At 54.6% G+C, this 25,497-nt stretch carries 24 protein-coding genes; 7 read left to right on the forward strand and 17 right to left on the reverse strand.

The window, feature by feature from the left end:
- Nucleotides 1–74 precede the first annotated feature (74 nt).
- Genes minC through minE form a run of 3 tightly spaced genes read left to right on the forward strand, consistent with a single transcriptional unit; the run spans nt 75 to nt 1,878 of the window.
- On the forward strand, nt 75–767 hold the full coding sequence (minC, locus tag U869_RS0106110; protein ID WP_025121044.1) for a septum site-determining protein MinC: 693 nt from the start codon (nt 75–77) through the stop codon (nt 765–767).
- Between the two features lie 25 nt (nt 768–792).
- A complete protein-coding gene (gene minD, locus U869_RS0106115) occupies nt 793–1,605 on the forward strand; it encodes a septum site-determining protein MinD (protein ID WP_025121045.1) in 813 nt (270 codons plus the stop codon).
- Between the two features lie 3 nt (nt 1,606–1,608).
- Nucleotides 1,609–1,878, forward strand: a complete 270-nt coding sequence (gene minE / locus U869_RS0106120) for a cell division topological specificity factor MinE (RefSeq protein WP_025121046.1) — start codon at nt 1,609–1,611, stop codon at nt 1,876–1,878.
- Nucleotides 1,879–2,112: 234 nt separating this feature from the next.
- Here the strand turns inward: minE and rnd are convergent, their stop codons facing one another.
- The 5 genes from rnd to U869_RS0106145 form a co-directional block, all read right to left on the reverse strand.
- Nucleotides 2,113–3,234 carry a ribonuclease D gene (gene rnd / locus U869_RS0106125; RefSeq protein WP_025121047.1) on the reverse strand — a complete coding sequence of 374 codons (1,122 nt, stop codon included), beginning with the start codon at nt 3,232–3,234 and terminating at the stop codon, nt 2,113–2,115.
- Between the two features lie 87 nt (nt 3,235–3,321).
- Nucleotides 3,322–5,010 (reverse strand): long-chain-fatty-acid--CoA ligase FadD, encoded by a 1,689-nt coding sequence (gene fadD, locus U869_RS0106130; protein ID WP_025121048.1) that lies wholly within the window; start codon nt 5,008–5,010, stop codon nt 3,322–3,324.
- A gap of 215 nt (nt 5,011–5,225) precedes the next feature.
- The gene (locus U869_RS0106135; protein WP_081795897.1) at nt 5,226–5,816 is read right to left on the reverse strand and encodes a Slp family lipoprotein; all 591 of its coding nucleotides are present in this window, start codon (nt 5,814–5,816) and stop codon (nt 5,226–5,228) included.
- Between the two features lie 105 nt (nt 5,817–5,921).
- A complete protein-coding gene (tsaB, locus tag U869_RS0106140; RefSeq protein ID WP_025121050.1) occupies nt 5,922–6,623 on the reverse strand; it encodes a tRNA (adenosine(37)-N6)-threonylcarbamoyltransferase complex dimerization subunit type 1 TsaB in 702 nt (233 codons plus the stop codon).
- Between the two features lie 72 nt (nt 6,624–6,695).
- Nucleotides 6,696–8,597 (reverse strand): ATP-dependent DNA helicase, encoded by a 1,902-nt coding sequence (locus tag U869_RS0106145; protein ID WP_025121051.1) that lies wholly within the window; start codon nt 8,595–8,597, stop codon nt 6,696–6,698.
- A 133-nt stretch (nt 8,598–8,730) separates the two neighbouring features.
- On the opposite strand from U869_RS0106145, the gene U869_RS0106150 reads away from it, so the two are divergent.
- Nucleotides 8,731–9,075: a RidA family protein gene (locus tag U869_RS0106150; RefSeq protein ID WP_025121052.1), complete on the forward strand. Its 345-nt coding sequence runs from the start codon at nt 8,731–8,733 to the stop codon at nt 9,073–9,075.
- 158 nt (nt 9,076–9,233) lie between these two features.
- Here U869_RS0106150 and mdtI read toward each other — a convergent pair whose 3' ends face one another.
- From mdtI to zwf, 11 genes are all read right to left on the reverse strand, one after another.
- Nucleotides 9,234–9,563 (reverse strand): multidrug/spermidine efflux SMR transporter subunit MdtI, encoded by a 330-nt coding sequence (gene mdtI / locus U869_RS0106155; RefSeq protein ID WP_025121053.1) that lies wholly within the window; start codon nt 9,561–9,563, stop codon nt 9,234–9,236.
- Nucleotides 9,550–9,918 carry a multidrug/spermidine efflux SMR transporter subunit MdtJ gene (gene mdtJ / locus U869_RS0106160; protein ID WP_025121054.1) on the reverse strand — a complete coding sequence of 123 codons (369 nt, stop codon included), beginning with the start codon at nt 9,916–9,918 and terminating at the stop codon, nt 9,550–9,552. Before mdtJ ends, mdtI begins: the two co-directional genes overlap by 14 nt.
- Before the next feature lie 551 nt (nt 9,919–10,469).
- Nucleotides 10,470–11,216, reverse strand: coding sequence for a KDGP aldolase (locus U869_RS0106170; protein ID WP_025121056.1), 747 nt, complete (start codon nt 11,214–11,216; stop codon nt 10,470–10,472).
- Nucleotides 11,203–12,330: a DgaE family pyridoxal phosphate-dependent ammonia lyase gene (locus U869_RS0106175; protein ID WP_025121057.1), complete on the reverse strand. Its 1,128-nt coding sequence runs from the start codon at nt 12,328–12,330 to the stop codon at nt 11,203–11,205. Before U869_RS0106175 ends, U869_RS0106170 begins: the two co-directional genes overlap by 14 nt.
- 7 nt (nt 12,331–12,337) lie before the next feature.
- Nucleotides 12,338–13,198 carry a PTS system mannose/fructose/sorbose family transporter subunit IID gene (locus tag U869_RS0106180; protein ID WP_198530683.1) on the reverse strand — a complete coding sequence of 287 codons (861 nt, stop codon included), beginning with the start codon at nt 13,196–13,198 and terminating at the stop codon, nt 12,338–12,340.
- On the reverse strand, nt 13,198–13,944 hold the full coding sequence (locus U869_RS0106185; RefSeq protein ID WP_021806649.1) for a PTS sugar transporter subunit IIC: 747 nt from the start codon (nt 13,942–13,944) through the stop codon (nt 13,198–13,200). The genes U869_RS0106180 and U869_RS0106185 overlap by 1 nt, the downstream gene beginning before the upstream one ends.
- Before the next feature lie 31 nt (nt 13,945–13,975).
- Nucleotides 13,976–14,461 (reverse strand): PTS sugar transporter subunit IIB, encoded by a 486-nt coding sequence (locus U869_RS0106190; protein ID WP_025121059.1) that lies wholly within the window; start codon nt 14,459–14,461, stop codon nt 13,976–13,978.
- Between the two features lie 2 nt (nt 14,462–14,463).
- A complete protein-coding gene (locus U869_RS0106195; RefSeq protein ID WP_025121060.1) occupies nt 14,464–14,883 on the reverse strand; it encodes a PTS fructose transporter subunit IIA in 420 nt (139 codons plus the stop codon).
- Between the two features lie 138 nt (nt 14,884–15,021).
- Nucleotides 15,022–17,832 carry a sigma 54-interacting transcriptional regulator gene (locus U869_RS0106200; RefSeq protein WP_025121061.1) on the reverse strand — a complete coding sequence of 937 codons (2,811 nt, stop codon included), beginning with the start codon at nt 17,830–17,832 and terminating at the stop codon, nt 15,022–15,024.
- A gap of 192 nt (nt 17,833–18,024) precedes the next feature.
- Complete coding sequence (locus U869_RS0106205; RefSeq protein WP_025121062.1) at nt 18,025–18,666, reverse strand: bifunctional 4-hydroxy-2-oxoglutarate aldolase/2-dehydro-3-deoxy-phosphogluconate aldolase; 642 nt, start codon at nt 18,664–18,666, stop codon at nt 18,025–18,027.
- Nucleotides 18,667–18,886: 220 nt separating this feature from the next.
- Nucleotides 18,887–20,362, reverse strand: coding sequence for a glucose-6-phosphate dehydrogenase (zwf, locus tag U869_RS0106210; protein ID WP_025121063.1), 1,476 nt, complete (start codon nt 20,360–20,362; stop codon nt 18,887–18,889).
- A gap of 392 nt (nt 20,363–20,754) precedes the next feature.
- Here zwf and U869_RS0106215 point away from each other — a divergent pair, with 392 nt between their 5' ends.
- From U869_RS0106215 to U869_RS0106225, 3 genes are all read left to right on the forward strand, one after another.
- Entirely contained in the window at nt 20,755–21,621 is an 867-nt protein-coding gene (locus U869_RS0106215; protein ID WP_025121064.1) for a MurR/RpiR family transcriptional regulator, read from the forward strand.
- Between the two features lie 190 nt (nt 21,622–21,811).
- Nucleotides 21,812–23,254 (forward strand): pyruvate kinase, encoded by a 1,443-nt coding sequence (pyk, locus tag U869_RS0106220; RefSeq protein ID WP_025121065.1) that lies wholly within the window; start codon nt 21,812–21,814, stop codon nt 23,252–23,254.
- Nucleotides 23,255–23,329: 75 nt separating this feature from the next.
- Nucleotides 23,330–24,220, forward strand: a complete 891-nt coding sequence (locus tag U869_RS0106225; protein WP_025121066.1) for a leucine-rich repeat domain-containing protein — start codon at nt 23,330–23,332, stop codon at nt 24,218–24,220.
- A 228-nt stretch (nt 24,221–24,448) separates the two neighbouring features.
- On the opposite strand, the gene lpxM is transcribed toward U869_RS0106225, so the two are convergent.
- The gene (gene lpxM / locus U869_RS0106230; RefSeq protein ID WP_025121067.1) at nt 24,449–25,417 is read right to left on the reverse strand and encodes a lauroyl-Kdo(2)-lipid IV(A) myristoyltransferase; all 969 of its coding nucleotides are present in this window, start codon (nt 25,415–25,417) and stop codon (nt 24,449–24,451) included.
- Nucleotides 25,418–25,497 lie beyond the last annotated feature (80 nt).

Here is a 25,497-nt window from a genome sequence, read left to right on the forward strand (position 1 = left end):
CTTATAGTACTTCGGAATATCGCACCCCGAGTGGTATTCCGGGGATTTAAGTTGCTGAGACTGAGTCAGGATAGATGTCACAATCGCCAATTGAGCTAAAAGGCAGCAGTTTTACCCTATCGGTGGTTCATTTACATAATTGCGAACCCGAGGTAATACGCCAGGCACTACAGGAAAAGGTGGATCAAGCTCCCGCTTTTCTCAAAAATGCCCCTGTCGTTATCAATGTTGCTACGCTAGACGGCGACGCAGACTGGAAAGAAATTCAACGGGCTGTCACTGCGGCTGGGCTGCGCGTGGTCGGCATCAGTGGTTGCAAAGATGAACGGCAGAAGCGCTCCATCGCCCGTGCCGGTTTGCCGCTACTCAATGAAGGCAAAGGCCAGAAGGCGGCCCCACAGGCCCCGGTGATTGCGCCGGTACCCGATAATGCCCCGGCCAAAACGCGTATCATCAGTACACCGGTCCGTTCAGGCCAACAGATTTACGCCCGTAACAGCGATTTGATCGTCACCAGTAGCGTCAGCGCCGGTGCCGAGCTGATTGCCGACGGCAATATTCATATCTACGGTAGCATGCGTGGCCGCGCACTGGCCGGCGCTTCTGGCGATACCCAGTGTCAGATTTTTTGCACGCATCTGGGTGCTGAGCTAGTCTCTATCGCAGGGCAGTACTGGTTGAGCGATCAGATCCCGTCCGAGTTCCTCGGGCAGGCAGCAAGGCTCAGCCTGTCGGATAATGCTTTAACCATACAACCTTTAAATTAAGCCCTTTTGACAAGGAATCCATTTCATGGCACGCATTATTGTTGTTACATCGGGTAAAGGGGGCGTTGGCAAGACCACATCAAGTGCGGCCATTGCTACCGGCTTGGCCCAGAAAGGCAAGAAAACCGTGGTGATCGACTTTGATATCGGTCTGCGTAATCTTGACCTCATCATGGGGTGTGAACGCCGGGTAGTTTATGATTTTGTTAACGTTATTCAAGGTGATGCCACGCTGAACCAGGCGTTAATCAAAGACAAGCGCACCGATAATCTCTACATTCTGCCCGCTTCGCAAACCCGTGATAAAGACGCCCTGACCCGTGAAGGTGTGGAAAAAATCCTCGGCGATCTCGATGAGATGGGCTTTGAATTCGTGGTGTGTGACTCACCGGCGGGGATCGAAACCGGTGCCTTGATGGCGCTGTATTTTGCCGATGAAGCCATCATCACCACCAACCCGGAAGTGTCTTCGGTACGTGACTCCGACCGTATCCTTGGCATTCTGGCGTCCAAATCACGCCGTGCCGAGAGAGGGGAATCCCCGATCAAGGAACATCTGCTGCTCACCCGTTACAACCCGGGCCGCGTCAGCCGTGGTGACATGCTGAGCATGGAAGACGTGCTGGAAATCCTGCGTATTCCGCTGGTTGGCGTGATCCCGGAAGATCAGTCGGTATTACGTGCCTCTAACCAGGGTGAACCTGTTATTCTTGATGGTGAGTCCGATGCCGGTAAGGCCTACGACGATACCGTTCACCGCCTGTTAGGAGAAGAACGCCCGTTCCGCTTCATTGAAGAAGAGAAAAAGGGCTTCCTGAAACGCCTTTTTGGGGGATAAACCATGGCTCTGTTAGACTTCTTTCTGTCCCGCAAAAAATCGACAGCCAGTGTAGCCAAGGAACGGCTGCAAATTATCGTCGCAGAACGTCGTCGTGGGGACAGCGAGCCCCACTATCTGCCTGATTTAAAGCGCGATATTTTAGCGGTAATTTGTAAATACATTCAGATCGACCCCGAAATGCTGCACGTGCAATTCGAGCAGAAAGGGGACGATATTTCGGTACTTGAACTTAACGTAACGCTGCCGGAATCGGAAGAACCTGCTAAATGATTGCGATGCAATGAGTGCCCCCTGTATATTTTTATACAGGGGGTAACTGTGTATTTATCCAGTTATTAACGCGCCCGCAATAATAAAAACCCCGCCCTATTGAGACAACTCTCAGTTCTTTTTGCCGCAAATGTCTTTATGGTAAAGGCTGGCGGTAAAAATTTTCCTATTCTTATTTTTGGCGAGATAAAACGGAACAGTTTGATTAAAACTGCCCCGCTTCACCTTTAACGATTAATAATCCTGTAGGATCGCCTGCAATGGAGCCGCCAATAGCTCACCGCGCCAACCACTGATTAACTCTGGCAGGGACTCGCTCTCTTTCAATTTCCAGTGCCAATTCAGCAGCTGATTAATTTGCCGACGCGAAGCCAGCAGCTCGGCGCTCAGGCCACTCTGCTCGCTCGCCAAGGTAATGGCGGCTTTAATATCCTTGAACACTTTCTTGTAGCCAGGATGGTCGACCAGATTGCTCAACGGTGCCGGCAAGGCGGATTCTTCCAGGGCATTGGCTTGTGCCACCAGCGCCACCAGGGTTTTACCATGATAGCGGATCTCTGGGCCACTCAGCCCCAGCGCTTCCAACTCACCCAGCGAACCCGGCATATAACGCGCCACGGCCCACAGGTTTTCTTCACGCACCACAAAGTTTACCGCCAGATCGCGTTCACGCGCCTGACGCAAACGCCATTCGGCCAGCAGTTGCAGGCAACCCAACTGGCGCGGACGTAACTGCCAGGCATTGGTAATTTCACGATAGGCCAATTCCGGCGCCAGCGCCTCGCTACGCCGTTGGCAGAGCAAGCGGCACTCGTTCTCGGCTGCGGCGGTCCAACCCGCCTCCTCGGTCTCCTGCACCAGTTGTTTGGCCATCGGCAACAGATAGAACACGTCGGCCGCAGCATACACGCATTGGCGTTCGGTTAATGGACGCGCCAACCAGTCGGTACGTGATTCACTCTTATCGAGGTCGACCTGCATATACTCGGTGACCAGCTTGGCAAAGCCGCAGGACAGCGTATGGCCGCTGAAGGCCGCCAGGATCTGAGTGTCGACCATCGGTGTCGGCAGCGTCTTGAAGGCGTTCAGAAACACCTCCAGATCTTCGCTACCGGCATGCAGAAACTTCACGACGGCGGTATCGGCCAGCAGATCGATAAAAGGCTGCCATTGCTTGATGGGAAGCGGATCGATCAGGGAAAGTTGTTCACCATCGTATAACTGGATCAGGCCTAGCTGCGGATAATAGGTACGCGTACGGACGAACTCGGTATCCAGCGCCACCTGGGCGTAGTTTCTTGCCTGCTCGCAGGCCTGCTGCAACCCGGCGTCGGTAGTGATCAACTGATAATTCAAAACGTCATTCTCTTCATCGTTTTTAAGGTTCAAACACAACAACGCCGGCTAATCACCGGCGTTGTTGAAAAGGGGGCAACAATTCAGCTAGGCAGCATCAGCTGCCTTGGGCTTTTTCTGTTCGTCACGCAGTTCCCGTCGTAATATCTTGCCGACGTTCGACTTCGGCAACTCGTCACGGAACTCAACAATTTTTGGCACTTTATACCCTGTCAGGTGCCGACGGCAATGGGTTAGCAACTCTTCTTTGGTGAGTGACCCATCTTTCTTCACTACGCAAATCTTCACTGCCTCACCCGAGGCCTCGCTAGGCACCCCGATTGCCGCACATTCCAGCACTTTAGGATGCTGGCTGACGACCTCTTCGATCTCATTCGGGTAAACGTTAAAGCCGGAAACCAGGATCATATCTTTTTTACGATCGACGATGCGGATAAAGCCCTCATCATCCACGGTAACCACATCCCCGGTTGCCAGCCAGCCATCGCGCAGCACTTCGTCCGTCGCCTCTGGCCGTTGCCAATAGCCTAACATAACTTGCGGCCCTTTGACCCAAAGTTCACCCGGTTGACCGACCGGCACATCTTTGCCGTCATCATCCACCAGACGAATATCGGTGGAAGGCACCGGTAGGCCAATGCTGCCGCTGTAATGCTTCAAATCATGCGGGTTGCCGGCAACCAGCGGAGAACACTCCGTCAGCCCGTAGCCTTCCAACAAGTGCTGACCGGTCAGCTTTTCCCACTTTTCCGCCACCGACTTTTGCACCGACATGCCACCGCCGACGGAAAGCCGCAACGTGGAGAAGTCGAGCTGCCGGAAATCTTCGTTGTTCAGAAGCGCGTTAAACAGGGTATTTACCCCGGTCATGGCGCTGAACGGATATTTTGCCAGCTCCTTCACCGTGCCGGGTATATCACGCGGGTTGGTGATCAGCAGGCTACGGCCGCCCAATTCGATAAACAGCAGGCAGTTCACCGTCAGCGCAAAGATGTGATACAGCGGCAAGGCGGTAACCACCAGCTCTTGCCCCTCACGCAGCAACGGAGCATAAGCTGCCTTGGCCTGAACCAGGTTGGCCTGCATGTTACGGTGGGTCAGCATCGCCCCTTTGGCCACGCCGGTAGTGCCGCCGGTATATTGCAGGAACGCCAGATCGGTATTGATAATATCCGGCTTCACGTATTGCAGGCGACGACCACGTTGTAATGCACTGCGAAACGAAATGGCATCCGGCAGATGGTATTTAGGCACCAGCCGCTTGATGTACTTCACCACAAAGTTGACCAATGTGCCCTTGGCTGCGGAGAGCTGATCGCCCATGCGGGTCAGAATGACGTGTTTGACCTGGGTCTTGAACACCACCTTTTCCAAGGTGTGGGCAAAGTTGGACACGATAACAATCGCACTGGCACCGCTGTCGTTCAACTGGTGTTCCAACTCACGCGGGGTATACAGCGGGTTGACGTTAACCACCACCATCCCCGCCCGCAAAATGCCGAACAGGGCAATCGGGTATTGCAACAGGTTGGGCATCATCAGCGCCACGCGGTCGCCCTTCTTGAGCCCCAACTCGTTTTGCAGGTAGGCGGCAAACGCTCGGCTGCGCTCTTCCAGCTTGCGGAAGGTCATCACCTCACCCATGTTGATAAAGGCGGGTTGATCCGCATAACGGGCGGCCGCATTCTCGAACATTTCGATCAGGGATGAGTATTGATCGGCATCGATTTCTGCCGGAACATCCGCCGGGTAACGTTTTAACCAGACCTTTTCCAAGCTATTACTCCTGAAATCATTACTAATTATCATCGTAGCCCCCAAAATTGCAGCCAAACTTTAACAATATTTTAACTCAGCGTACCAGTTTGGGTTTTAAACAATATTCAGGTTGCGATGTACGTCACTAATTGCCGACGTAACCGCACAACAAAAAAAGTTAAGGCGGCCATTAAGCCGCCCTAACGTTACTAAAATTGCCTCACTACCGCGCCCTACTCCGTGACGAAGGTCTGCACCTGTGCCGGACCTGGATTATACCAACCATAACCCCCGCCCCAGCCTGGACCCCACGGGCCATTGTGCCAGCCCCACGGCCCCATCGGCTGCGGTGGCATCACGATCTGCTGAGCAATGCGCCAGCGTTTGAAGCCGGTCGCATCCATGGTGACAAAGCGGTACGGCGTCATGCCAATCTTGCCGTCGCGCAGACCGGTGATCGGCCCGACCACGGTGACCAGTTGGCCTCTGAAATCGACCGGATCGAGGAAGCCGTTAACCGAGGCCAGCAAACGGCCTTGCGAAGGTTCCCCCAAGATCGGACGAGCTCCCGAATCCAGCGGCACCGCCGCAATCTCCAGAATGGTACGCCCGCGTTCGTTAGCCACGCCAACCACGGTACCACCGAAACGCGCTTCCGCACCGGTAAACTGTTTCGGTGCATTTTGCACCTGAGACAGTTGCCCAACCGGCGTGGGACTGGTTCCTTGAATGGCATCCGGAATGGTCACACAGCCAGAGAGGGCCAGCACGCTGCCTGCGATTGCCAGGGTTAACAGCTTTTTATGCAAAGTACGGGTTAACATCATCGCAATCTCCTGAATTAGCTGTAACTTCGACAACGATCCTCAAAGCAAGTTGCAGGCAGAGCGGTTTTCTCTAGCGGCCAACTTTAGAATAACTATAGGAAACTATTCGCGTCCCGGTAGCTTCTTCCAGGTAACTTCATTACGTAAATAGGTTGGCTCAGCGTTTTCTACATTGACCGCCAAACCTTGTTGCCAGGCAAGCACTGCCAGCGGCAACATATCTTCGGCCTGCGGCAACAGCATCTGCCCGTCGGTAACGTTAAGCGAGGACCCGACAACCAGATCCGGGTAGGTTTGCCAACCGGTGCCAACATGCGCCCAGTCGCCCTGCAACTGCTGCGCACGTTCCAACGCCTGCTGCGGGGACAAGACCGCTTCTCCGGCGCTTTCCAGCCACTGGCCATCAAGCTTGCGTTCAAACTGGCCCCAATAGACCTCGCCCATCCGGGCATCGATCGCCGCCAACACCCGTTGTGCGCCAGTCATGCGCCAAGCGCCTTGTGCCATGGTTTGCAATGTGGAGATGCCAAGCATCGGCAGTTCAGCACCGAGCGCCAGCCCTTGGGCAATACCAATGCCGATACGCACGCCGGTAAAGCTACCGGGGCCACGGCCAAAGGCCAGGGCATCGAGCTGTGAAAGGGATAATCCGGATTCGGCCAGCACCTGCTGTACCAGCGGTAAAATGCGCTGGGTGTGCTCACGTGGGCACAGTTCAAACAGGGCGTGGACTTCGCCTTGATTCCAGATAGCGACAGAACATGCTTCCGTCGCCGTATCGATCGCTAAAATTCGCGTGGACATGCCAAACCTCAGGCGGGAAATATCAGTGGTTTCATACAGGGCGCGCATTGTAGCACACCCCCGAAGTCGCGCCTATTCGCCCTTAAGGAAGGCAATCGCCTGTGCCAGATCGCGGGTACGCGGCGTTGGCGGCAAGCTGTTAAGGAACACTTCACCATAAGGACGCATCACCAGGCGGTTATCACAAATGACCAGCACGCCGCGATCGTCGGTATCGCGGATCAACCGGCCGACGCCCTGCTTGAGAGTGATCACCGCATCGGGCAACTGCACATCATTGAACGGGTCACCGCCACGCAAGCGACAATCTTCGATGCGCGCCTTGAGTAAGGGATCGTCTGGTGAGGTAAACGGCAGTTTATCGATAATCACGCAGGAGAGCGCATCGCCACGCACGTCCACACCTTCCCAGAAGCTGCTGGTAGCGACCAATAGCGCATTGCCTGCCTCGACAAACTGCGCCAATAGCTGGCCCTTACTGGTTTCCCCTTGTAGCAACACTGGTAACGTCAACGTCGCGCGGAACTCTTCGGCCAGTTCACGCATCATCTGATGTGAGGTGCAAAGGAAGAAACAGCGTCCTTGGTTGGCTTCGATCATTGGCCGCAGCATACGGGCCAGTTGGCGTGCGCCTCCGGGTTGATTCGGCGAGGGCAGAAAACGCGGAACGCACAGTAGCGCCTGATTGGCATAATCAAACGGGCTGGGTAACAATAAGGTTTTGGCCTTATTCAAGCCTAACCGATCGGTAAAATGGCCCATCTGCTCATTCACCGACAGCGTGGCCGAGGTGAAAATCCAGCTGCCCGGCTTTTCATCAAGCATTTCGCGGAAACGGTCTGATACCGTCAGCGGCGTCAGCGCCAACACAAAGTTGCGTGAGTTGCATTCATACCAATAGCTGAAACCGGGCTCATTGACCTCTTTGAGCCGTTTAAGCCGCGCGCGGAACTGTGTCGCGCGTTCAAAGGCAGCATCGAGCAGCGCCGAACGGCCGAGGGAAAGCTTGACCACGTCGTAACATAACTCCAACGCATCATCGAGCAGCAGCAAGGCGCGCTGGACGTTAGGCTGTGTCAGCACTTCACGCAGATTGCCGCGAAAACCCGGCTCCCCCAACGCCAGACGAAAATCCTGCGTGCTCTGGCTGAGGCGGTCGGCGCTTTTTTGCAATTGCGCGCTATCACGCACCTCGGTGCGGTAGGCAATGGTGATATCTTTTGCCAGATCCATCAGTTGCCGGCTGGTCAACTGCTTGCCGAAGTATTGGCTGGCGATATCCGGGATCTGATGCGCTTCGTCGAAGATCATCACCTCAGCTTCCGGGATCAGTTCGGCAAAACCGCCCTCCTTGACCACCATATCCGCCAGAAACAGATGATGGTTCACCACCACCACGTCGGCATCCATCGCCCGGCGGCGAGCCTTGACCACGAAACACTCTTTATACAGCGGGCAGTCACTGCCCAGGCAGTTGTCGTTGGTACTGGTCACCAGCGGCCAGACAAAGCTGTCTTCCGCCACATCGCCACAGGAGCTGATGTCCCCTTCTTCCGTCAGGGTCGACCAGGTACGCAGACGCACCATATCGATCAGCGTCTGGCCGGCCAGTTCACCACCGGCCATGGATTGCTGCTCCAGCCGTTCCAGGCACAGGTAGTTGGAGCGCCCTTTCAGCAGCGCCAGCTTGCCTTTATATTTTAATGCCTTGGCCACGGTGGGCAGATCGCGGGCATAGAGCTGATCCTGCAACGCCTTGGAACCGGTAGAAATAATCACCTTGCGCTTGGAACGCAGCGCCGGTGCCAGATAGGCATAGGTTTTCCCGGTGCCGGTGCCAGCCTCGACGACCAGTTCCTGTTTAAAATTGATCGCTTCGGTCACCGCCTCTGCCATCAGTCTTTGCGGTTCACGGGGTTTGAACCCTTTAATTGCCTGCGCCAATGCGCCTTCTGGTGCGAAATCGTCTGCCACGCTATCTCTCTGCCGGTATCATTCAGCGGTGATTATGCCAAGCCTGCCACCTCGCTACCACCGACTTTATCCACACGCACATCCGTTCACGGCTGTGATACCCTTATGGCGTTGATGATTAGGAGATAAATGAATGAATATTGAACGAATTGATCCGGCACAGCGTTGGTCAGAAGCGGTGATCCACAACGAGACCGTGTATTACACCAGCGTACCGGAAAATCTGGATGATGATGCCACGGCGCAAACCGCCAACACCCTGGCCGCTATCGATGTGTTGCTGGAACGCGTGGGTTCGGACAAGAGCCGGATTTTGGACGCCACCATCTTCCTGGCCAACGGCGACGACTTTGCCGCCATGAATGCCGCCTGGGATGCCTGGGTCGTTGCAGGCAGTGCGCCGGTACGCTGTACCGTAGAAGCTCGCCTGATGAATCCTAAATTCAAAGTCGAAATCAAGATCATCGCGGCGCTGTAAAACAAAAATCCCCCTCACCCCGGCCCTCTCCCCAAAAAGGAGAGGGGGCTGGCCGGTGTCTGTAGGTTAGGCTGTGCGGCTTCGGAAAATGTAGGAGGTTTCAGCGAGCTCGATCGGTCCCCTCTCCCCGTGGGAGAGGGTTAGGGTGAGGGGCGGCATTAGGCCAATTTGATAATGACCATCCCCGTCAGCAGCAGGGCCAGCCCCATCCAGCCTTTGGCATTAAGTCGTTGACCGAACAAGATCCAACCGGCAGCGATGGTAGCGGCAATACCGAAACCACCCCACAGCGCATAAGCGACCGAAAGATCGATCCCTTTGACCGCTTGCGCCAGCGCACTGAACGCCCCTAATACCGACAACAGCGACAGCAGCCCCAGCCAAACCTTGCTAAAACCGTCCGACATCTTCAGAAAGATGTTGGCCACAATCTCCAGTACGATGGCCAAGGCCAGAAACCCGATGTGGTACAACTCAAGCTGTTGCATGGTTGTCACCTCGTGGGCTGACCTGTTTTCGTGGCTTGCGGGTACCGGATTTCACCAACAGGATCCCGGCAATCAACGCCGCCAGACCCAGCACTTTCAGTGCGGAAATCGGCTCATCAAACAGCATCACGCTGAACAGGGTAATAAACAGGATACCGATCCCTTCCCATAAGGCGTAGGCGACGCCCAAGGCCACGCGTTTTACCGCTAATGACAGCATGATGTAGGACAAGGTGATCATGACGTACATGACGATGTGTCCGGTCATACCGCCGCTGACGCTAGCGTATTTCATGGACAGAGTGCCGATAATTTCGGCGGTGATAGCAAAACCTAAAAAGATCCAATAAATCATAATATTTCTCCCAAACGGCAACTAGCGCACGCTAAGGCGTATTTATCCCAATCTATCTCATCAAACAGGCGCACGGCGGCGCTTGAGATATAGAAATCTCTGGGGATAAACCTACCCAAACGTAATAAAGAAGTTTGCCCGGTTACGCCAAACGACGGGAAGTCAGCCCTGTCATCAGCCCCGGTTAAAGGAGAAAGACGCTATAGCTCGCTACACCAGTGATGCTCACTGGCCAGGATGGCAGAAAGGAAAAGTTGGCAACAAGATGTTCTGAGAGGCATTCCGTTAAGTATCATCATAATATTCTCTATCTTCAGCCGCACACCGTGCGATTTGCCCAATATCCTCATGAATGTAAAATTTTCAGCTGCAATAGTTTTACCATAGCGAAAATCAGAAAGCAAACCGCCGTTTTCACATTTAGTGAAAAAAAATGGGTTATAAATAAGAACGTTAATGTTTTTAAAAATTAAAAAAGGCTCGGATTTTCACCTGAGCCTTGTGAGAATTTCGGCTGCCCGAAAGTGCGGCAGATTCAGGCGCCATGCACCTTAGCGCAGGATCTGTTTGATGCCTTCCAGCAGCATTGCAACCTCTTCGGCACGGGTCTCTCCGCTGTGGGGATCAATGATGGAACTGTAAACATGTGGCATCACCTTCTCCACTCCCGCGTCAAGACAGGTTTCCAGTATCGGCAGGAAGTTTTGCGTATCGATCCCGCCGGTCGGTTCGATCATGGTCATGCCATTACGTACACAACTTTCCGCCAATGCACGCAGTTCTGCCAGCGAGGCCAATCCGCCCATCGGGAAGAACTTGGCCGCATGACCGCCCAGATCGAGGATCATCCGCACCGCGCTGTCACAGCTCACCACGGCAGGCTCGCCTTGGCTGCTGTGGACACCGGTGGAGATAATCACCTTTCCTGGCGTACCGGTCGGCGAGATCAGGGCGTTAATGCAGGTATTGCTGATACCCCGCGCTGCCAAGGCTCCAGCGGCAAAACCACAGCCGGTGAAGGTCTGGTTGACGTGTGCAGGCGCGGTGGCCGCAGCAATCATCGCCGCCTTATAAAACTGCGCCGCCGAGCCGGCCCCCAAGCCAACCGAAATGGCCGGGATATGCTCCATCCAACGCTTCACTTCGGTCACGCCCTGCTCGACGCTGCTGAATTGCGCCGAGATCACACCGATCGCAGCGTGCCCCTCGGCAGCAAGGTGTACCTGTAACGCGTTAGGGATATCTTTCGCCAGCACGTTGATTGCCACGCGCCCCTGGTAAAAATCAAGCTGTTGCATGCTGCCCCCCGGCCTGTTGCACAATTTCCTGCAGACGCGCCACGATAAGCTCAAAGTCGTCATCGCGCAGCGCCCGTGGGTCGAAGCTGAAAATGCCCTGATTCAGCCAATAGTGACGGGTATAAATCGCGATCTCGCCGGTACGCAGTTGCTCTTCCACCTGATAAGCGGTTAGCCCCAGCCTTGAGGCGTCTACACTCACCCGTACCCGATAAATCGCCCGCCCGGCCTCATCCTGTTCGATTTCTGCCTGTAAACCTGTCATGGCGGAAATCTGCTGTGCCAGCTCACGTAATGCCGGTAATTGGCGGCTCCAGTCAGGTTGATTTTGTTGATAATGATCCAACGCCATCACCAAGCCCACCATGTTCTCTTTTCCGATCTTCATCGCCCGCGCAATGCCGTTATGCTGTGCCTTGCAGCAGGCGATCCATTTCTGGTCACCGGTGACAAAACCGGAGGTCGGGGTATCCAGCGCTTTGGCCCCGCTGTACACCACCATATTGGCCCCGGCCGCCACGTAAGCCCGTAAATCCTCCTCTGCGGCAGCATCCACAATCAGCGGCAACCCGGCATCCCGAGCCACGGCGACAAAGTCGCTCAGCGTAACCATGCCTTTTTGCACACAGTGATGCGACTTGACGTAAAACAACGCCGCCGTCTTTACCGTGATGGCCTTTGCCAATTGCCAACGAGCTGCCAGGTTACTTTGTCCCACCTCAACCACCTTACCACCCCCCAAGCGGATGGCGGTGGTGATCGGTGCGCCATAGTCAATATTGTGGCCACGCAGCAGGACGATCTCATTTGCCAGGCCCTCACTACAGGGCATCTGCGCCACCCGGTCAGGCTCTCCTTGGGTGATAGCCGCCGCAACCGCGATAGCCACCCCAGCGGAGGCACAGGAAGTCACATAGCTGTCCTGGGCGCCGGTATGCTGCGAGATAAGTTCGCCAACGCGATCTACCAGCGCATCAATCTCGACGAAGGCTGACGCCGCCTCTGCCGTGGCCGCCATCACCTCATGCGGCACCGAAGAGACGCCAAGGATGGTCATCTTGCCGCTGGCATTGATCACCCGTTTCAGTCCGAGCCGTTGATAAATATTCATCATTGCTCCGTTACAGAATGCCCAACAGGGAACACACCACGCTCAACACCACCACCGAAAGCAGAATGGTGGTATAACGCGGCCCTTTTTTGACCAGGTAGAAGTAGATTGAGAACACGGCAGCCAGGGGTAACAAACCAGGGGCGATAGAGTCCAGGATCTGCTGAACCACCACCTCGGAGCCTTCCAGCGCACTGATTTTCAGCGGCGAGGTGATCTTGACGTAGCTGGCAGACAGCGCCCCCATCATGATCAGTCCGAGCACGTTAGCCCCGTAGATCAGTTCTTTTATCTTGCCCCCTTGCAGCAGGCCGATGATCGATTCCCTCCCCAGCGTGTAGCCTTTGTGGGCCAAGCCATAGCTGATTGCCATGGTGATGGCGGTATACAGCACCACCGGCATAATGCCGCCCATGGCGCTGCCGTTGGCCGCGAAAGGAATGAAAATGGCGATCAGCAGCGGCATGATCGCCGCCCAGACCACCGAGTCACCGATGCCGGCCAGCGGCCCCATCAGGCCGGTTTTGATCCCGGTGATGGACGAGTCGGAAATCGGCTCGCCGCGGGTTTTCTGCTCTTCCATGGCGATGGCGACGCCCTGGATCACCGCACCAAAGGTCTGTTCGCTGTTGAAGAAGTTCAGGTGGCGTTTCAGCGCCTCAACCTGTTCTTCCTTCTGGGGATAGAGCTTTTTGATAATCGGCGTCATTGAGGCGCAGAAGATCAGGCTCTGTAAACGCTCATAGGAGTTGGAGACTTCGGCTCCCAGCCAGTAAATAAACCAGGCTTTGGTGATGTCCCGCTTGGTCAGCACGTTGGTTTGCCGCGCTCTTTCCACCAGTTCGTGTTGCATGATGTCGCTGCTCATGATTAAGCTCCCTCGCCTTTAGCCATGTTTTTAACCAGGAATGCCGCGCAGGTACCGAAGATGGCCATCGCCATGATGTCGACCTTGAGGTACAGCACCGCGAAGAATCCGGCAATGAAGTAAGGCAGCAGGCTTTTCTTGCCGATCACCATGATGGTGATGGCGAAGCCCAGCGCAGGCAGGATCCCACCCATGATTTCAAACGAGTGGGTCAGCCAATGTGGCATCAGCGCCAGGAATTTCTCGACCACGCCCTGGCCGAAATAGTTGGCAGCGAACACCACCGGGAAGCGGATCACCAGGCCAAGCAGCGCCGGGTAAAGGAAGGCGCAGCGCATGATCCCGCTGATGTTGGCTTCTTCCGCGTGTTTATCTGCCATGTGCACCCAGACAGCGTTCACGGTGCGGCGTAATTGGTCGACAAATACGCCGATCACCCCAAACGGGATCGCCAGTGCAATCGCCAGGTTGGGATCCATCCCCGCTTTCACCGCGATAGGCAGTGCGATACAGGCCGCCAGCGCTGGATCTGAAGGGACGTTGCCGCCCGGCGTAGACGTGACGCCCAGATACACCAACTGCATGCCAGCACCGATAATCATCGCCGTTTTCATATCCCCCAGCAGGAAGCCGACGAATACCGCAATGGCAATCGGTTGAACCAACATGCCGGAGAGGGTGTAACCCAAACGCAGGCGGGCAAACCAGTAATACAGCCCCATACAGATGGCAACGGTCAAGTTATCCATGTTTTGCTCCTAATCGATCAGATGCCGAAAATCAGAACTTCTTCAAAATATCTGCCAGCGCCTGCGGCTTGTCTTCCGGGATGGTCTGGAAGAACACCGTCACGCCGCGTTGTTCCAGATCGCGCAGGATCGCCACGTCGGCCTCATCCAGCGTGATGTTCTGGAACACCGCTTTACGGTTCGGTCCACCACCTAACCCACCTACCTGGATAGTCTTGACGTCAAACCCGTCAACAACCGCTTGCTGTACCGTAGCCAGGTTCGGGAACAGCACCAGGACGTTACCCTCACCCAGTTGGTTCTCCTGCCACGCGGCTGCAAAACTCTGGTTGCCATAGCAATCCACTTTCACATTCGGTGGCGCTGCCATCAGGTAGATGCTTTTCATAAACGGATCGGCTTCCAGCTCATCGCTAACGACCGCGATACGATTGGCCTGCGATTGCCCTACCCACTTGGTGACCACCTGGCCGTGGATCAAACGGCTGTCAATGCGACATAACACGATTTTAGCCATGATTAATTTTCCCCTGATGTTATTGATTTGATTTGTTTAACGACGTCGAGGCAGCTGTTGCGCCCCAATTCAACCAACTCATCGAGATGGCCGAGAAGATTGCCCTGTTCGCGTAAATCGATAGCGGCCAGCAACAAGGTGGCATTGAGACCGGAAATCACGCCGATGGCGTAGTCACGACTCAGTCTCGCCGCCACGTTGGAGGTGGTGCCGCCGATAAAATCGGTGAGGATCAACGACCCTTCCGGCATGGTTTTCACCTGCTGTTCCACCCGCTCGTGGAACTCAGACAGCGTATCGACCGGCATCAGCGCGATATCAAACACCCCGCTGGTTTCGCCAATCACCATGCGCACGCTTTCACGCAGTTGCTGGCCCCAGCCGCCGTGGGTCAGTAGTAAAATTTGAGGTAATGCCGCCAAAATGGCCTCCTGGCAATCTATTGAAAGTCATTGGAAATTTTCTCTTCAATAGAGATATAGCAATGCCTGTGCCAACTTTGTGGCACGCCGGAGGGAGTTCAGGAGAGAGCGGGCCCTCAAGGCCCGCTATGGCAGGGTTTAGCGGTAGAGGAGCTCGTAGATATAAAAATATTCCGCATCAGACAGGCGAATTGAATAGGCACGTTCAATCGGTGAAAACGCATCTTTGATGACAGAAAACGCCTGTTGGTCGATATCCTGCTGGGCGTCCAGGGCAATCTGTAACGGTTTGTGGCTTAAAACGATACGCTCCACCATGCAGCAGCAGTGGATCAGGAAGCGAAGTGTCACTTGCCTTGAGGGCTGCAGATCCAGCGTGCGGCAAATCTGGTGTAACACCGCCTCGATCTCTTGCAGGATACGCTGAGGATTGAGCACGGAAATGTGGTTGATGATGCTTTCCAACGTCAGCGCGCTGATAAAGCGCATCGAACAACGCTCGACTTGCAACTGGCGTTCGGCGCTGCCCAGATCAGGGTTCAGCAGGCTGAGCACCAGCTCTGGCCCCTGTTCGGAGAACAGCTCTTCCAGAGCGATAAACGGAATATCCGGCAAACCGGGCTGGAAAGTACCGACGATCCCCACCAGGCGCTCGTTACCCCCGATGGCCTGACGTAAACGCTCCAGGCTGCGGACTTCGTTGTAATCCACCAGCACCATGCGGGTATCTTCCGCCATCAGTTCTCCGAAGCTCTCCTCCAGCACCTTTTTGATCTTCACCGCCGTACCCATGCCGGTGATACAGGAGATTGCCAACACCTTGCCGGTCTCATCCTCACGCTGGTCGAAAAGCTGATGGGCAATCCCTTTGCTCACCATCAGCTCCATCAAAGGGGCGAAATCGCTGGTTTCGTAAGTCAGATCCAGGCCAATCTCCAGCAGCGCTCCCATAGTGATGTTCTGGATCAGCAGCACATCAATGTGGAACAGTTTGCTGACGGTGCTGGCAAAATGCACCAGTGAGCCGATATCGACGATCAGGATCAGGCGCTGATAGCGTTTTTCCCGCAGTGTCGCGATCAGCAATTCCAATGTGTCATGCACCGACTGCTCAAACGGCATATCGATGGCGGTAAATAGCTCACATTCCAGCACCCGATTGACATAGTGCGCCATACTGCTGGCGGTGGTGGCCCCGTGGCCGATCAGCATGGCACCACAGTCAGGATTAACCGCTTTGCGCTGGCGGAAACTACGACACTCTTTCAGGAACAGGCACAGATAAACGATTTCCGTCGACGGGCATTGGATGTGGAAGATTTCGTTGATCTTGCGGCACAGTTGGTTGGCGTTGTCGTACTCATCCTTGCAATAATCGAGGATCAGGCTGGAGGAGTACAGATTGGGGATCAGCCCTTTCTGCACATAGGAAAGCAGTGCCAGTAGGTGTTTACGCAGATGGCCCGCCATATTCTGCGGCAGCGGAAAGCCCAGGACCTGTTCAATGCAGCCGATCAACAAGGTAATACGCTGCTCTACCTGACCGCCATAATAACGTTCCTCACTCTCCGCGCCGCTGCGGCTGTAAAGCCCATACTCAAAAATAGTCCGCAGCTTGTTCTTCAGGATCGACAGGGTTTCCTGCGGCGGCACGTTACTGTTGCGCAGATTGACATATTCGCACGTCAGGTAGGTGTAGAACAGATCGCTGTCCTGCTCGTTACTCAAGGCGCTCAGATGTTGCTTGAGCTGCTCCATCGGCTGCGAGGTAATATCCAGATACTCCTGCTGGCCAAATAGCGCGTCCACCAGCAGGCGGCTGCTTGCACTGGCCGAGTGCGGCACATCCATCAGCCGCTTATCCAGCAGCAATCTTGGGCTACTGTGCCCCATACCGCTGGCCCAGGCCTGCGCACAGAGAAACTGGATATCGCTTTTGAGTTGGCCAATATTGCCACTCAGCGGTTTCTCCAACAGGTAAAGCAGTAGTCCCTTATCCAGCCGGATGGTGCGCGCAATCTTGCGGCTCTCTTGCTGGAGGAAGCCGGTAATGATTTCCACCTGTTCCTCCAGCGAGCGTTCCCGTAGCGCCGGTATGGCAATCGACACCTGAATACGCCGCAGAAAAGTGCGTAACAACGTCGAGTCTGGGCTTTCGGTGGTGGCGCATATCAACCGCACGCTGATAGGCCGGGCCTTATCGCTGGAACCCAATGGGCGATATTCGCCTTTATCAAGGATCGAAAACAGCTTCTCCTGCCCTTCATAGGGCAAGCGGTGAACTTCATCGAGCAGCAGAAAACCGCCGTCCGCCTGTTCGATCAGGCCGCGTTTACTTTCGATTGCGCCGGTAAATGCGCCCTGCTTGTGGCCAAACAGATGGGACGAGAGCAGTTCCGGGTTATGGGCATACTCGGCACAGTTGAAATACACCAGCGGGATCTGGCGTTGAGGCTGCTGCACCACGGCAAACTGGTGCATGACTTCAGCGAAGAAGGTTTTCCCCACCCCGGAAGGCCCGGTGAGCAACACATGCAGTCCCCCCGGGTAGAGCACCGCCGCTTTCCCCTTATCTACCGGCAATCGTAGGCTACGATCATAGCCAATCACCGTATGAAAAGGATCATCACTCTGTGGTTGCGGCAACGCTTTAACAGGTAACAGTTCCTGCAAATCCTTGGCTTCCAACCTTTCGTCTGGTAACGATTGCTCAATCAACTGCTCGCATACAGCTCGGTGCAGGAACAGCACCGGACGGGATTTAATCTTGATCACCAACCGCTCGCCGTGCAGCTCGTTGAGATCTTTGCTGACGGAGTTACGCGCCAATCCCAGGTTGAAAGCGATGGTCTCCGCGGCGAAACCGCCTTCACTCTGTTGTAGCGTCTCCCGGGTAAATGTCAGGGTAAGGCGTTCCAGTTCCTGGCGAACCGCATCTTTACGTTTCATTTTAACCTGTTGTTATTATTAGTTATAAATAAGAAAAACCAGGTGAGTGGCAAGCTGGTAGCCAATCTAACCTAAAACCATCCTAATACAGGGTCAGGGTTGGCAACCACCGTAAAATGGGATGTTATGGATTTTGCAGGCAAAAAAAATGCCAATCACAGAGGATTGGCATCAGCAGGAGTGAAAGCAGAGTTAAGCGGTAGCACCCTTGACGGCTTCGCGTGCCAATTCGGTGATACGGGCATAGTCACCGCTTTCCAGCGCATCTGCAGGGACCAACCAGGAACCACCGATGCACAGCACACTTTTCAGCGCCAGATAGTCACGGTAGTTGTTTGGCGTAATGCCACCGGTTGGGCAGAAGCGCACCTGCGAGAACGGCCCGGCAATGGCTTGCAATGCCTTGACGCCACCGTTGGCTTCCGCAGGGAAGAATTTAAACTCACGCAAACCATGATCCATCCCCATCATCAGCTCGGAAACGGTGCTGATACCTGGGATCAACGGAATGCTGCCAGCGGTAGCGGCTTTCAACAGATCGGCGGTCAGGCCAGGGCTGATAGCAAACTGCGCACCAGCCTCGGTCACTTCCTGCAACTGCTGTGGGTTAATCACCGTACCTGCACCGATAATCGCATCAGGAACTTCTTTGGCGATCGCACGAATGGCGTCCATTGCGCAGGCGGTTCGCAGCGTCACTTCCAGTACGCGCACCCCACCCGCAACCAGTGCTTTAGCCAGCGGCACGGCGTGTTCCAGTTTGTTAATCACAATCACCGGAACTACGGGGCCTGCCGTCAGGATCTGTTCTGCACTGGTTTTCCAGTTTTTCATCGTCATTATCTCCATTACTTTCGGTTGGTGTATGGCACGCCCCTGCCACAGGGCTCCGCGTGCTTGCGGATTCCGATCGCACCGGTAATCTTTTGAGAAATCCCATCTCACCCCCAGGAGTCTCTGCGTCCGCAGAAATAACACTTGGGCTGCAACGACCTCGATCGGTCCCCTCTCCTTTTGGGAGAGGGTTAGGGTGAGGGGATAAATTAACTACGCTTTATTCGAACTCGTTCCAGGAACGGCCATCACGCGTGATCATAGCGACGGAAGCCACCGGCCCCCAAGTGCCAGACTGGTAAGGCTTAGGCGCTTCGTTGTCCGCTTTCCAGGCATCCATGATGGAGTCGACCCATTTCCAGGCTTCCTCCACTTCGTCACGGCGCACGAACAGCGCCTGGATGCCGCGCATGGTTTCCAGCAGCAGGCGCTCATAGGCGTCGGCCACGTGCTCCTGGTTGAAGGTTTCCGAGAAGCTAAGATCCAGCTTGGTGGTTTGCAGACGATGTTTGTGATCCAACCCCGGCACCTTATTCAGTACCTGGATCTCGATCCCTTCGTCCGGTTGCAGACGGATGGTCAGTTTGTTCTGCGGCAGTTGCTGATAAGAATCACGGAACAGGTTCAACGGTGGGTTTTTGAAGTACACCACCACTTCTGAACATTTGGTCGGCAGGCGCTTACCGGTGCGCAGATAGAACGGCACCCCGGCCCACTGCCAGTTGTCGATATCGACACGGATGGAAACAAACGTCTCGGTGTTGCTGCTCTTGTTTGCCCCTTCTTCTTCCAGGTAGCCCGGCACTTTCTTACCTTGCACAAAGCCTGCGGTATACTGGCCGCGCACAGTGGTTTCCCGAACATTGGTCTGATCGATACGGCGCAGCGAGCGCAACACTTTCACTTTCTCGTCACGAATACGGTCAGTGGTCAGATCCGCCGGTGGTGACATGGCAATCATGGTCAGGATCTGCAACAGGTGGTTCTGGATCATGTCGCGCATCTGCCCGGCCTGATCGAAGTAACCCCAACGCCCTTCAATCCCCACCTCTTCCGCTACGGTGATCTGCACATGATCGATGGTGCGGTTATCCCAGTTGGAAGCAAACAGTGAGTTGGCAAAGCGCAGCGCCAACAGGTTCAGCACCGTCTCTTTACCCAGATAGTGGTCGATGCGGTAAACCTGGCATTCGTTAAAATACTCGGCTACCTGATCGTTGATCACCCGTGAGGATGCCAAATCCGTACCGAGCGGCTTTTCCATCACCACGCGCGCCGGATCTTTATTCAGCTTGGCCTCGCCCAGACCCTTGCAGATGGCGCCAAAGGTGCTTGGCGGCATGGCGAAATAGTTGATGGTGGTACGATGTTTCTGGTCCAGCATCTTGCCCAATTCGACGAAATGCTTGCTGTCATTGACATCCAGATTACAGAAGTCCAGGCGCGCGCTCAGCGTGGCCCAGAGCTCATCGTCCAGCTCTTCTTTCATAAAGGTGCCCAAGGCTTCCTTGACCACCTTGGTATAAGCTTCTTTATCCCACTCGGCACGGCCTACCCCGATGATACGGGTATCCGGGTGGATGTGACCGGCTTTCTCTAACTGGTACAGGGAAGGCAGCAGTTTACGACGCGCCAGATCGCCTTTTGCGCCGAAAATAACCAGGTCACAGGCCTGGGCTGTAGAGGTTACCGCCATGTTCATCTCCTCGATGCAGGATATTTGTAATTTTCTTACATTACTAATGTACTCTCTTTAGCTACGGCCAGTAAACCCAGATCAAAAGCAGAAAAAAAGCCCCAGAAACTACAGCGATATCCCAGACGTAGCGCCAACGCGGCTGGCAACGGGGAAAACTGTAATTTTCTGTCTTTTTTGACACTCTTTTACCATTATGAAAGTTAGACACAGGTCATGTTCTGGTGAAAAAAACCAGCTTATCCCTCGTCGACACTGCCAACGGTTACCGGCACGTAGTATATTTTCACTAAACCGGATTGATTTCTCCTTTGATTGAAATCGTCATACCCGATGGATCGGCCACGACGGCTGTTGTCCGGCAGGTAGAAACCATGAGTGACTCCCGTTATATGAATACGCTGGAAAAAATCCAGAGCCATCTGGAGCTCCTGAGCAAATCGGAAAGGAAAGTCGCCGAGGTGATCCTGGCCTCCCCACAAACCGCTATTCACTCCAGCATCGCCCGGCTAGCCAAATTGGCCGATGTCAGTGAGCCTACCGTCAACCGCTTTTGCCGCCGCCTTGAAACCAAAGGATTCCCGGATTTCAAGCTGCATCTGGCACAAAGCCTGGCCAACGGTACGCCCTATGTAAACCGCAACGTCGAAGAAGACGACACCGTTGCCGCTTACACCAGCAAAATCTTCGAATCGGTGATGGCCAACCTGGATACAGTAAAGGCAAATCTCGACATTACCGCCATCAATCGTGCGGTTGATCTGCTGACCCAGGCGAAAAAAATCTCGTTCTTCGGCCTTGGTGCCTCGGCCGCCGTAGCGCATGACGCCATGAACAAATTCTTTCGCTTCAATATTCCGGTGGTCTATTTTGACGATATCGTCATGCAGCGCATGAGCTGTATGAACTCCACCGAGGGCGATGTCGTGGTACTGATCTCCCACACCGGACGTACCAAAAATCTGGTCGAGATGGCGCACCTGGCACGAGAGAACGACGCAACGGTTATCGCCATCACCTCCAAGGATACACCACTGGCACAGGTTGCGACCCTCCCCCTGCTGCTGGACGTGCCGGAAGATACCGATGTTTACATGCCAATGGTGTCGCGAATTGCCCAGCTAACCCTTATCGACGTGCTGGCCACCGGATTTACCTTGCGCCGGGGGGCAAAATTCAGAGATAACTTGAAGCGGGTCAAGGAAGCATTGAAAGAATCGCGCTTTGATAAAGGGATCGTCCCCAACAGTTTCGACTGAAAACGGATTTAAAAACCGCCGGGCAGATCACAAGTTGACCCGCGGGTTTATAGTTGTACCCTGATAGCTCGTTCATACAGATAACCCAGATGAATTTTTGGCAGGCTAAAACCGCCGGCCGCGATCGAAGGTTTCGTTATCTGACGTTCAGCAACACCAATACTTGCGTCACAAGTCAACGGAGTAATACATGACCAGACGGCTCAGAAGAACCAAAATCGTTACCACCTTGGGTCCGGCTACCGACCGCGACAATAATCTGGAAAAGATTATTGCTGCCGGTGCGAACGTAGTTCGGCTTAACTTTTCCCACGGCAATGCAGAAGACCATCAGGCACGGGCAGATAAAGTGCGTGAGATTGCGGCCAAGCTGGGGCGTCATGTCGCTATCCTGGGCGATCTTCAAGGGCCAAAAATCCGCGTATCCACCTTTAAGGAAGGCAAAATCTTCCTTAACATCGGCGATAAGTTCCTGCTGGATGCCAACCTGACCAAGGGCGAAGGCGATAAAGAAAAAGTCGGTATCGACTATAAAGGCCTGCCTGCGGACGTGGTTCCTGGCGATGTGCTGCTGCTGGACGATGGCCGCGTACAGCTGAAAGTGCTGGAAGTTCAGGGCATGAAAGTGTTCACCGAAGTCACCGTGGGTGGCCCGCTGTCGAACAACAAGGGCATCAATAAACTGGGCGGTGGCCTCTCTGCCGAAGCCCTGACAGAGAAAGACAAGGCCGATATCCTGATCGCCGCCAAAATTGGCGTTGATTACCTGGCCGTCTCCTTCCCGCGTACCGGCGAAGATCTGAACTATGCTCGCCGCTTGGCGCGTGACGCAGGCTGCAATGCCAAAATCGTGTCAAAAGTAGAACGTGCCGAAGCCGTCAGCAGTGACGAAGCGATGGATGACATCATCCTGGCCTCCGACGTGGTCATGGTCGCCCGTGGCGATCTGGGCGTCGAGATTGGCGATCCGGAGCTGGTGGGGATCCAGAAGAAACTGATCCGTCGTGCCCGTACTCTGAACCGTGCGGTAATCACCGCCACGCAGATGATGGAATCGATGATCACCAACCCGATGCCAACCCGTGCCGAAGTGATGGACGTGGCAAACGCCGTGCTGGATGGTACCGATGCGGTCATGCTGTCTGCCGAAACCGCTGCGGGCCAGTATCCTGCCGAAACGGTAGCCGCCATGGCGCGTGTTTGCCTGGGCGCAGAGAAGATCCCCAGCATCAACGTCTCCAAGCATCGTCTGGACGTGCAGTTCGACAATATCGAAGAAGCCATCGCCATGTCGACCATGTATGCCGCTAACCACCTGAAAGGGGTTACCGCCATCATCGCCATGACCGAATCTGGCCGCACCGCACTGATGATGTCGCGTATCAGCTCCGGCTTGCCGATCTTCGCCATGTCGCGCCATGAACACACGCTGAACCTGACTGCGCTATATCGCGGTGTCACTCCAGTCTACTTTGGCAGCCACAGCGATGGCGTAGCCGCCGCTAACGATGCCATCGCACGCCTGCGTGATAAAGGCTACCTGGTGTCTGGCGACCTGGTGCTGGTTACCCAAGGTGACGTGATGAGCACCGTGGGCACCACCAATACCAGCCGTATCCTGCGCGTAGACTGATTAGCGAGCAAAACGGTTAAAGCCGGTCGGTTTACGCTGACCGGCTTTTTTATTGCCATCGTGGGAAACATCACCATGCTGCATCAGCATCAACCATCATATTTGTCACAATCCCAAGAGACGCTGGATCTTGATGGCAGACAATTAGACAATCTGGATAACGCCTCCCTTAGCGGCACAAACCTGCAAAAAATCAGCCTGTACAATAATCGCCTGACCACCTTCCCCCGCGAAATCTTTAACCATCGCGATCTCAAGGTGCTGAATATTTCCTGCAATCGGCTTACTCAACTACCGGCCGAAATCGGTTTGCTCAATCAGCTGGCAATGTTGGATTTTGGCCACAACCACGCAACCTCAATTCCTGCGGAGGTTGGGGAATTACGGGAGTTAAGATATCTGTATTTGAGCGATAACGGCTTTAGCCAGCTACCCGATTCATTGCGTCAGTTGCAGGCATTGCGCTATCTGAATCTAACGGATAATCAACTGGTGGAAGTCCCCACCGCACTCTGCGCGCTGGCTGCATTACAGGAACTGCGTCTCTATAACAATGTCATCACCGCGTTGCCTGCCGAGATCGGACTACTGGGGCAACTGCGTGAATTGCACCTGATGAAAAACCGGCTCACCACGCTGCCAGCCGAGATCGCTCAGTTGTCTGAGTTACAGGTGATAGATTTGGAAAACAACGCCATTGCGTACTTACCCGATCATTTTGCCCAGCTACCCAAACTGACCACGCTTAATTTGCGCTTTAATCAGCTAACCCAGTTGCCCGAGAATTTTGGTGCATTGAGTTCGCTGGTCTCACTGGATTTACGTGCCAATCGATTAAGCACCTTACCGGCAAGCATGGCGCAGATGAAAAACCTGCGGCGGCTTGATCTGCGTTGGAATGACTTCGGCCATTATCCTCCAGTGCTTGAACCGCTGATCCAGCAGGGCTGCATGGTACATTGGTGAGTTGGGGGCGCTGCATGCTGCGCATTTGATCGGCAACACGGAGGTTGTTTGTCAGTTAAAACGCTCGGTCACCCTCACCCCAGCCCTCTCCCGATGCAGCGTTCTGGGATCTTATGAATACAGTGATGGGGAGAGGGAGCAAGGACGGAGCCGAGGTCAGGTGCAGATGTCAATTTGTAGCACGTTAAGTTCCCTCTCCCTGTGGGAGAGGGTTAGGGTGAGGGCAGATTAACGGTATAAATCGTCCCGCGAGTAAGGCTCGATCTCGCCTTCCTTACGCGTTTTCAGCAGCTTCAAAATCCAGGTGTATTGCTCCGGATTAGGGCCAACCAGGTTTTCCACTTCTTCATTCATGCGTCGGGCAATGCGCAGATCGTCGGCTTCCGCCAGATCGTCCATCGGCTCACGGATATAGATATCCAGCATGCTGGTTTTACCGTTATACACCGGGAATAGCGGCACGATCGCGGCTTTACACACTTTCATCAGGCGGCCGACGGCAGGCAACGTCGCTTTATAGGTCGCAAAGAAATCCACGAACTCGCTGTGCTCGGCACCGTGATCCTGATCGGGCAGATAGTAACCCCAATAACCGTGACGCACTGAACTGATAAAGGGTTTGATACCATCGTTGCGAGCATGCATACGGCCACCAAACTTGCGGCGCACGCTGTTCCACAAATAGTCGACCAGCGGATTACTCTGGTTATGGAACATCGCCGCCATAGGTTGCCCACGTGCAGCCATCAACATCGCAGGCACGTCTACGGCCCAACCGTGCGGCACCAGGAAGATGACATTACGGCCTTCAGCACGGATTTTATCCAGCACCTCTTCACCGTGCCAACGCACACGCTTGAGCACTTTCTCCGGTTTGGTACAGGCCAGTTCCGCCATCAGGATCATCGATTGCGGCGCGGTGGCAAACATCTCATCAATGATATGTTCGCGTCGCTGTTCTGGCAGTTCCGGCATGCAGTAGAGCAGATTGATACGGGCGCGGCGTCGTGCCCCTTTGGCAACCTTACCCGCCAGTTTACCGATGGCCCCCAGTAACGGATCGCGCACCCGTGCCGGGACCAGAGCAATGCCGGCCATCAGCCCGGTTCCCAGCCAAACGCCCCAGTAGCGCGGATGATAGAAGGCTTTATCAAATTGTGGGATGAACTCTACGTTCGATTTTTTCTCTTTTTGCATGACCTGCTCTTCATTCAACGCGTCTGCCCGGAAGTTATAAACTATATACCTAGTTGCCGTCAGACGGAGGGTTCGGGCTA

Origin of the sequence: Serratia sp. H1w (assembly GCF_000633355.1) — a bacterium.
GTDB lineage: Bacteria > Pseudomonadota > Gammaproteobacteria > Enterobacterales > Enterobacteriaceae > Chania.

Bases quoted from the DNA above. Each gene is read 5' to 3' on its own strand.
- mdtI (WP_025121053.1), bottom strand. From the start codon at position 9,563: ATGCAACAGCTTGAGTTGTACCACATCGGGTTTCTGGCCTTGGCCATC.
- mdtJ (WP_025121054.1), bottom strand. From the start codon at position 9,918: ATGATTTATTGGATCTTTTTAGGTTTTGCTATCACCGCCGAAATTATC.
- U869_RS0106190 (WP_025121059.1), bottom strand. From the start codon at position 14,461: ATGGCTAAAATCGTGTTATGTCGCATTGACAGCCGTTTGATCCACGGC.
- minE (WP_025121046.1), top strand. From the start codon at position 1,609: ATGGCTCTGTTAGACTTCTTTCTGTCCCGCAAAAAATCGACAGCCAGT.
- U869_RS0106185 (WP_021806649.1), bottom strand. From the start codon at position 13,944: ATGGATAACTTGACCGTTGCCATCTGTATGGGGCTGTATTACTGGTTT.
- U869_RS0106205 (WP_025121062.1), bottom strand. From the start codon at position 18,666: ATGAAAAACTGGAAAACCAGTGCAGAACAGATCCTGACGGCAGGCCCC.
- U869_RS0106225 (WP_025121066.1), top strand. From the start codon at position 23,330: ATGCTGCATCAGCATCAACCATCATATTTGTCACAATCCCAAGAGACG.
- U869_RS0106175 (WP_025121057.1), bottom strand. From the start codon at position 12,330: ATGATGAATATTTATCAACGGCTCGGACTGAAACGGGTGATCAATGCC.
- U869_RS0106215 (WP_025121064.1), top strand. From the start codon at position 20,755: ATGAATACGCTGGAAAAAATCCAGAGCCATCTGGAGCTCCTGAGCAAA.
- zwf (WP_025121063.1), bottom strand. From the start codon at position 20,362: ATGGCGGTAACCTCTACAGCCCAGGCCTGTGACCTGGTTATTTTCGGC.
- U869_RS0106150 (WP_025121052.1), top strand. From the start codon at position 8,731: ATGAATATTGAACGAATTGATCCGGCACAGCGTTGGTCAGAAGCGGTG.
- lpxM (WP_025121067.1), bottom strand. From the start codon at position 25,417: ATGCAAAAAGAGAAAAAATCGAACGTAGAGTTCATCCCACAATTTGAT.
- minC (WP_025121044.1), top strand. From the start codon at position 75: ATGTCACAATCGCCAATTGAGCTAAAAGGCAGCAGTTTTACCCTATCG.
- U869_RS0106135 (WP_081795897.1), bottom strand. From the start codon at position 5,816: ATGTTAACCCGTACTTTGCATAAAAAGCTGTTAACCCTGGCAATCGCA.
- minD (WP_025121045.1), top strand. From the start codon at position 793: ATGGCACGCATTATTGTTGTTACATCGGGTAAAGGGGGCGTTGGCAAG.
- tsaB (WP_025121050.1), bottom strand. From the start codon at position 6,623: ATGTCCACGCGAATTTTAGCGATCGATACGGCGACGGAAGCATGTTCT.
- U869_RS0106170 (WP_025121056.1), bottom strand. From the start codon at position 11,216: ATGCAACAGCTTGATTTTTACCAGGGGCGCGTGGCAATCAACGTGCTG.
- U869_RS0106200 (WP_025121061.1), bottom strand. From the start codon at position 17,832: ATGAAACGTAAAGATGCGGTTCGCCAGGAACTGGAACGCCTTACCCTG.
- pyk (WP_025121065.1), top strand. From the start codon at position 21,812: ATGACCAGACGGCTCAGAAGAACCAAAATCGTTACCACCTTGGGTCCG.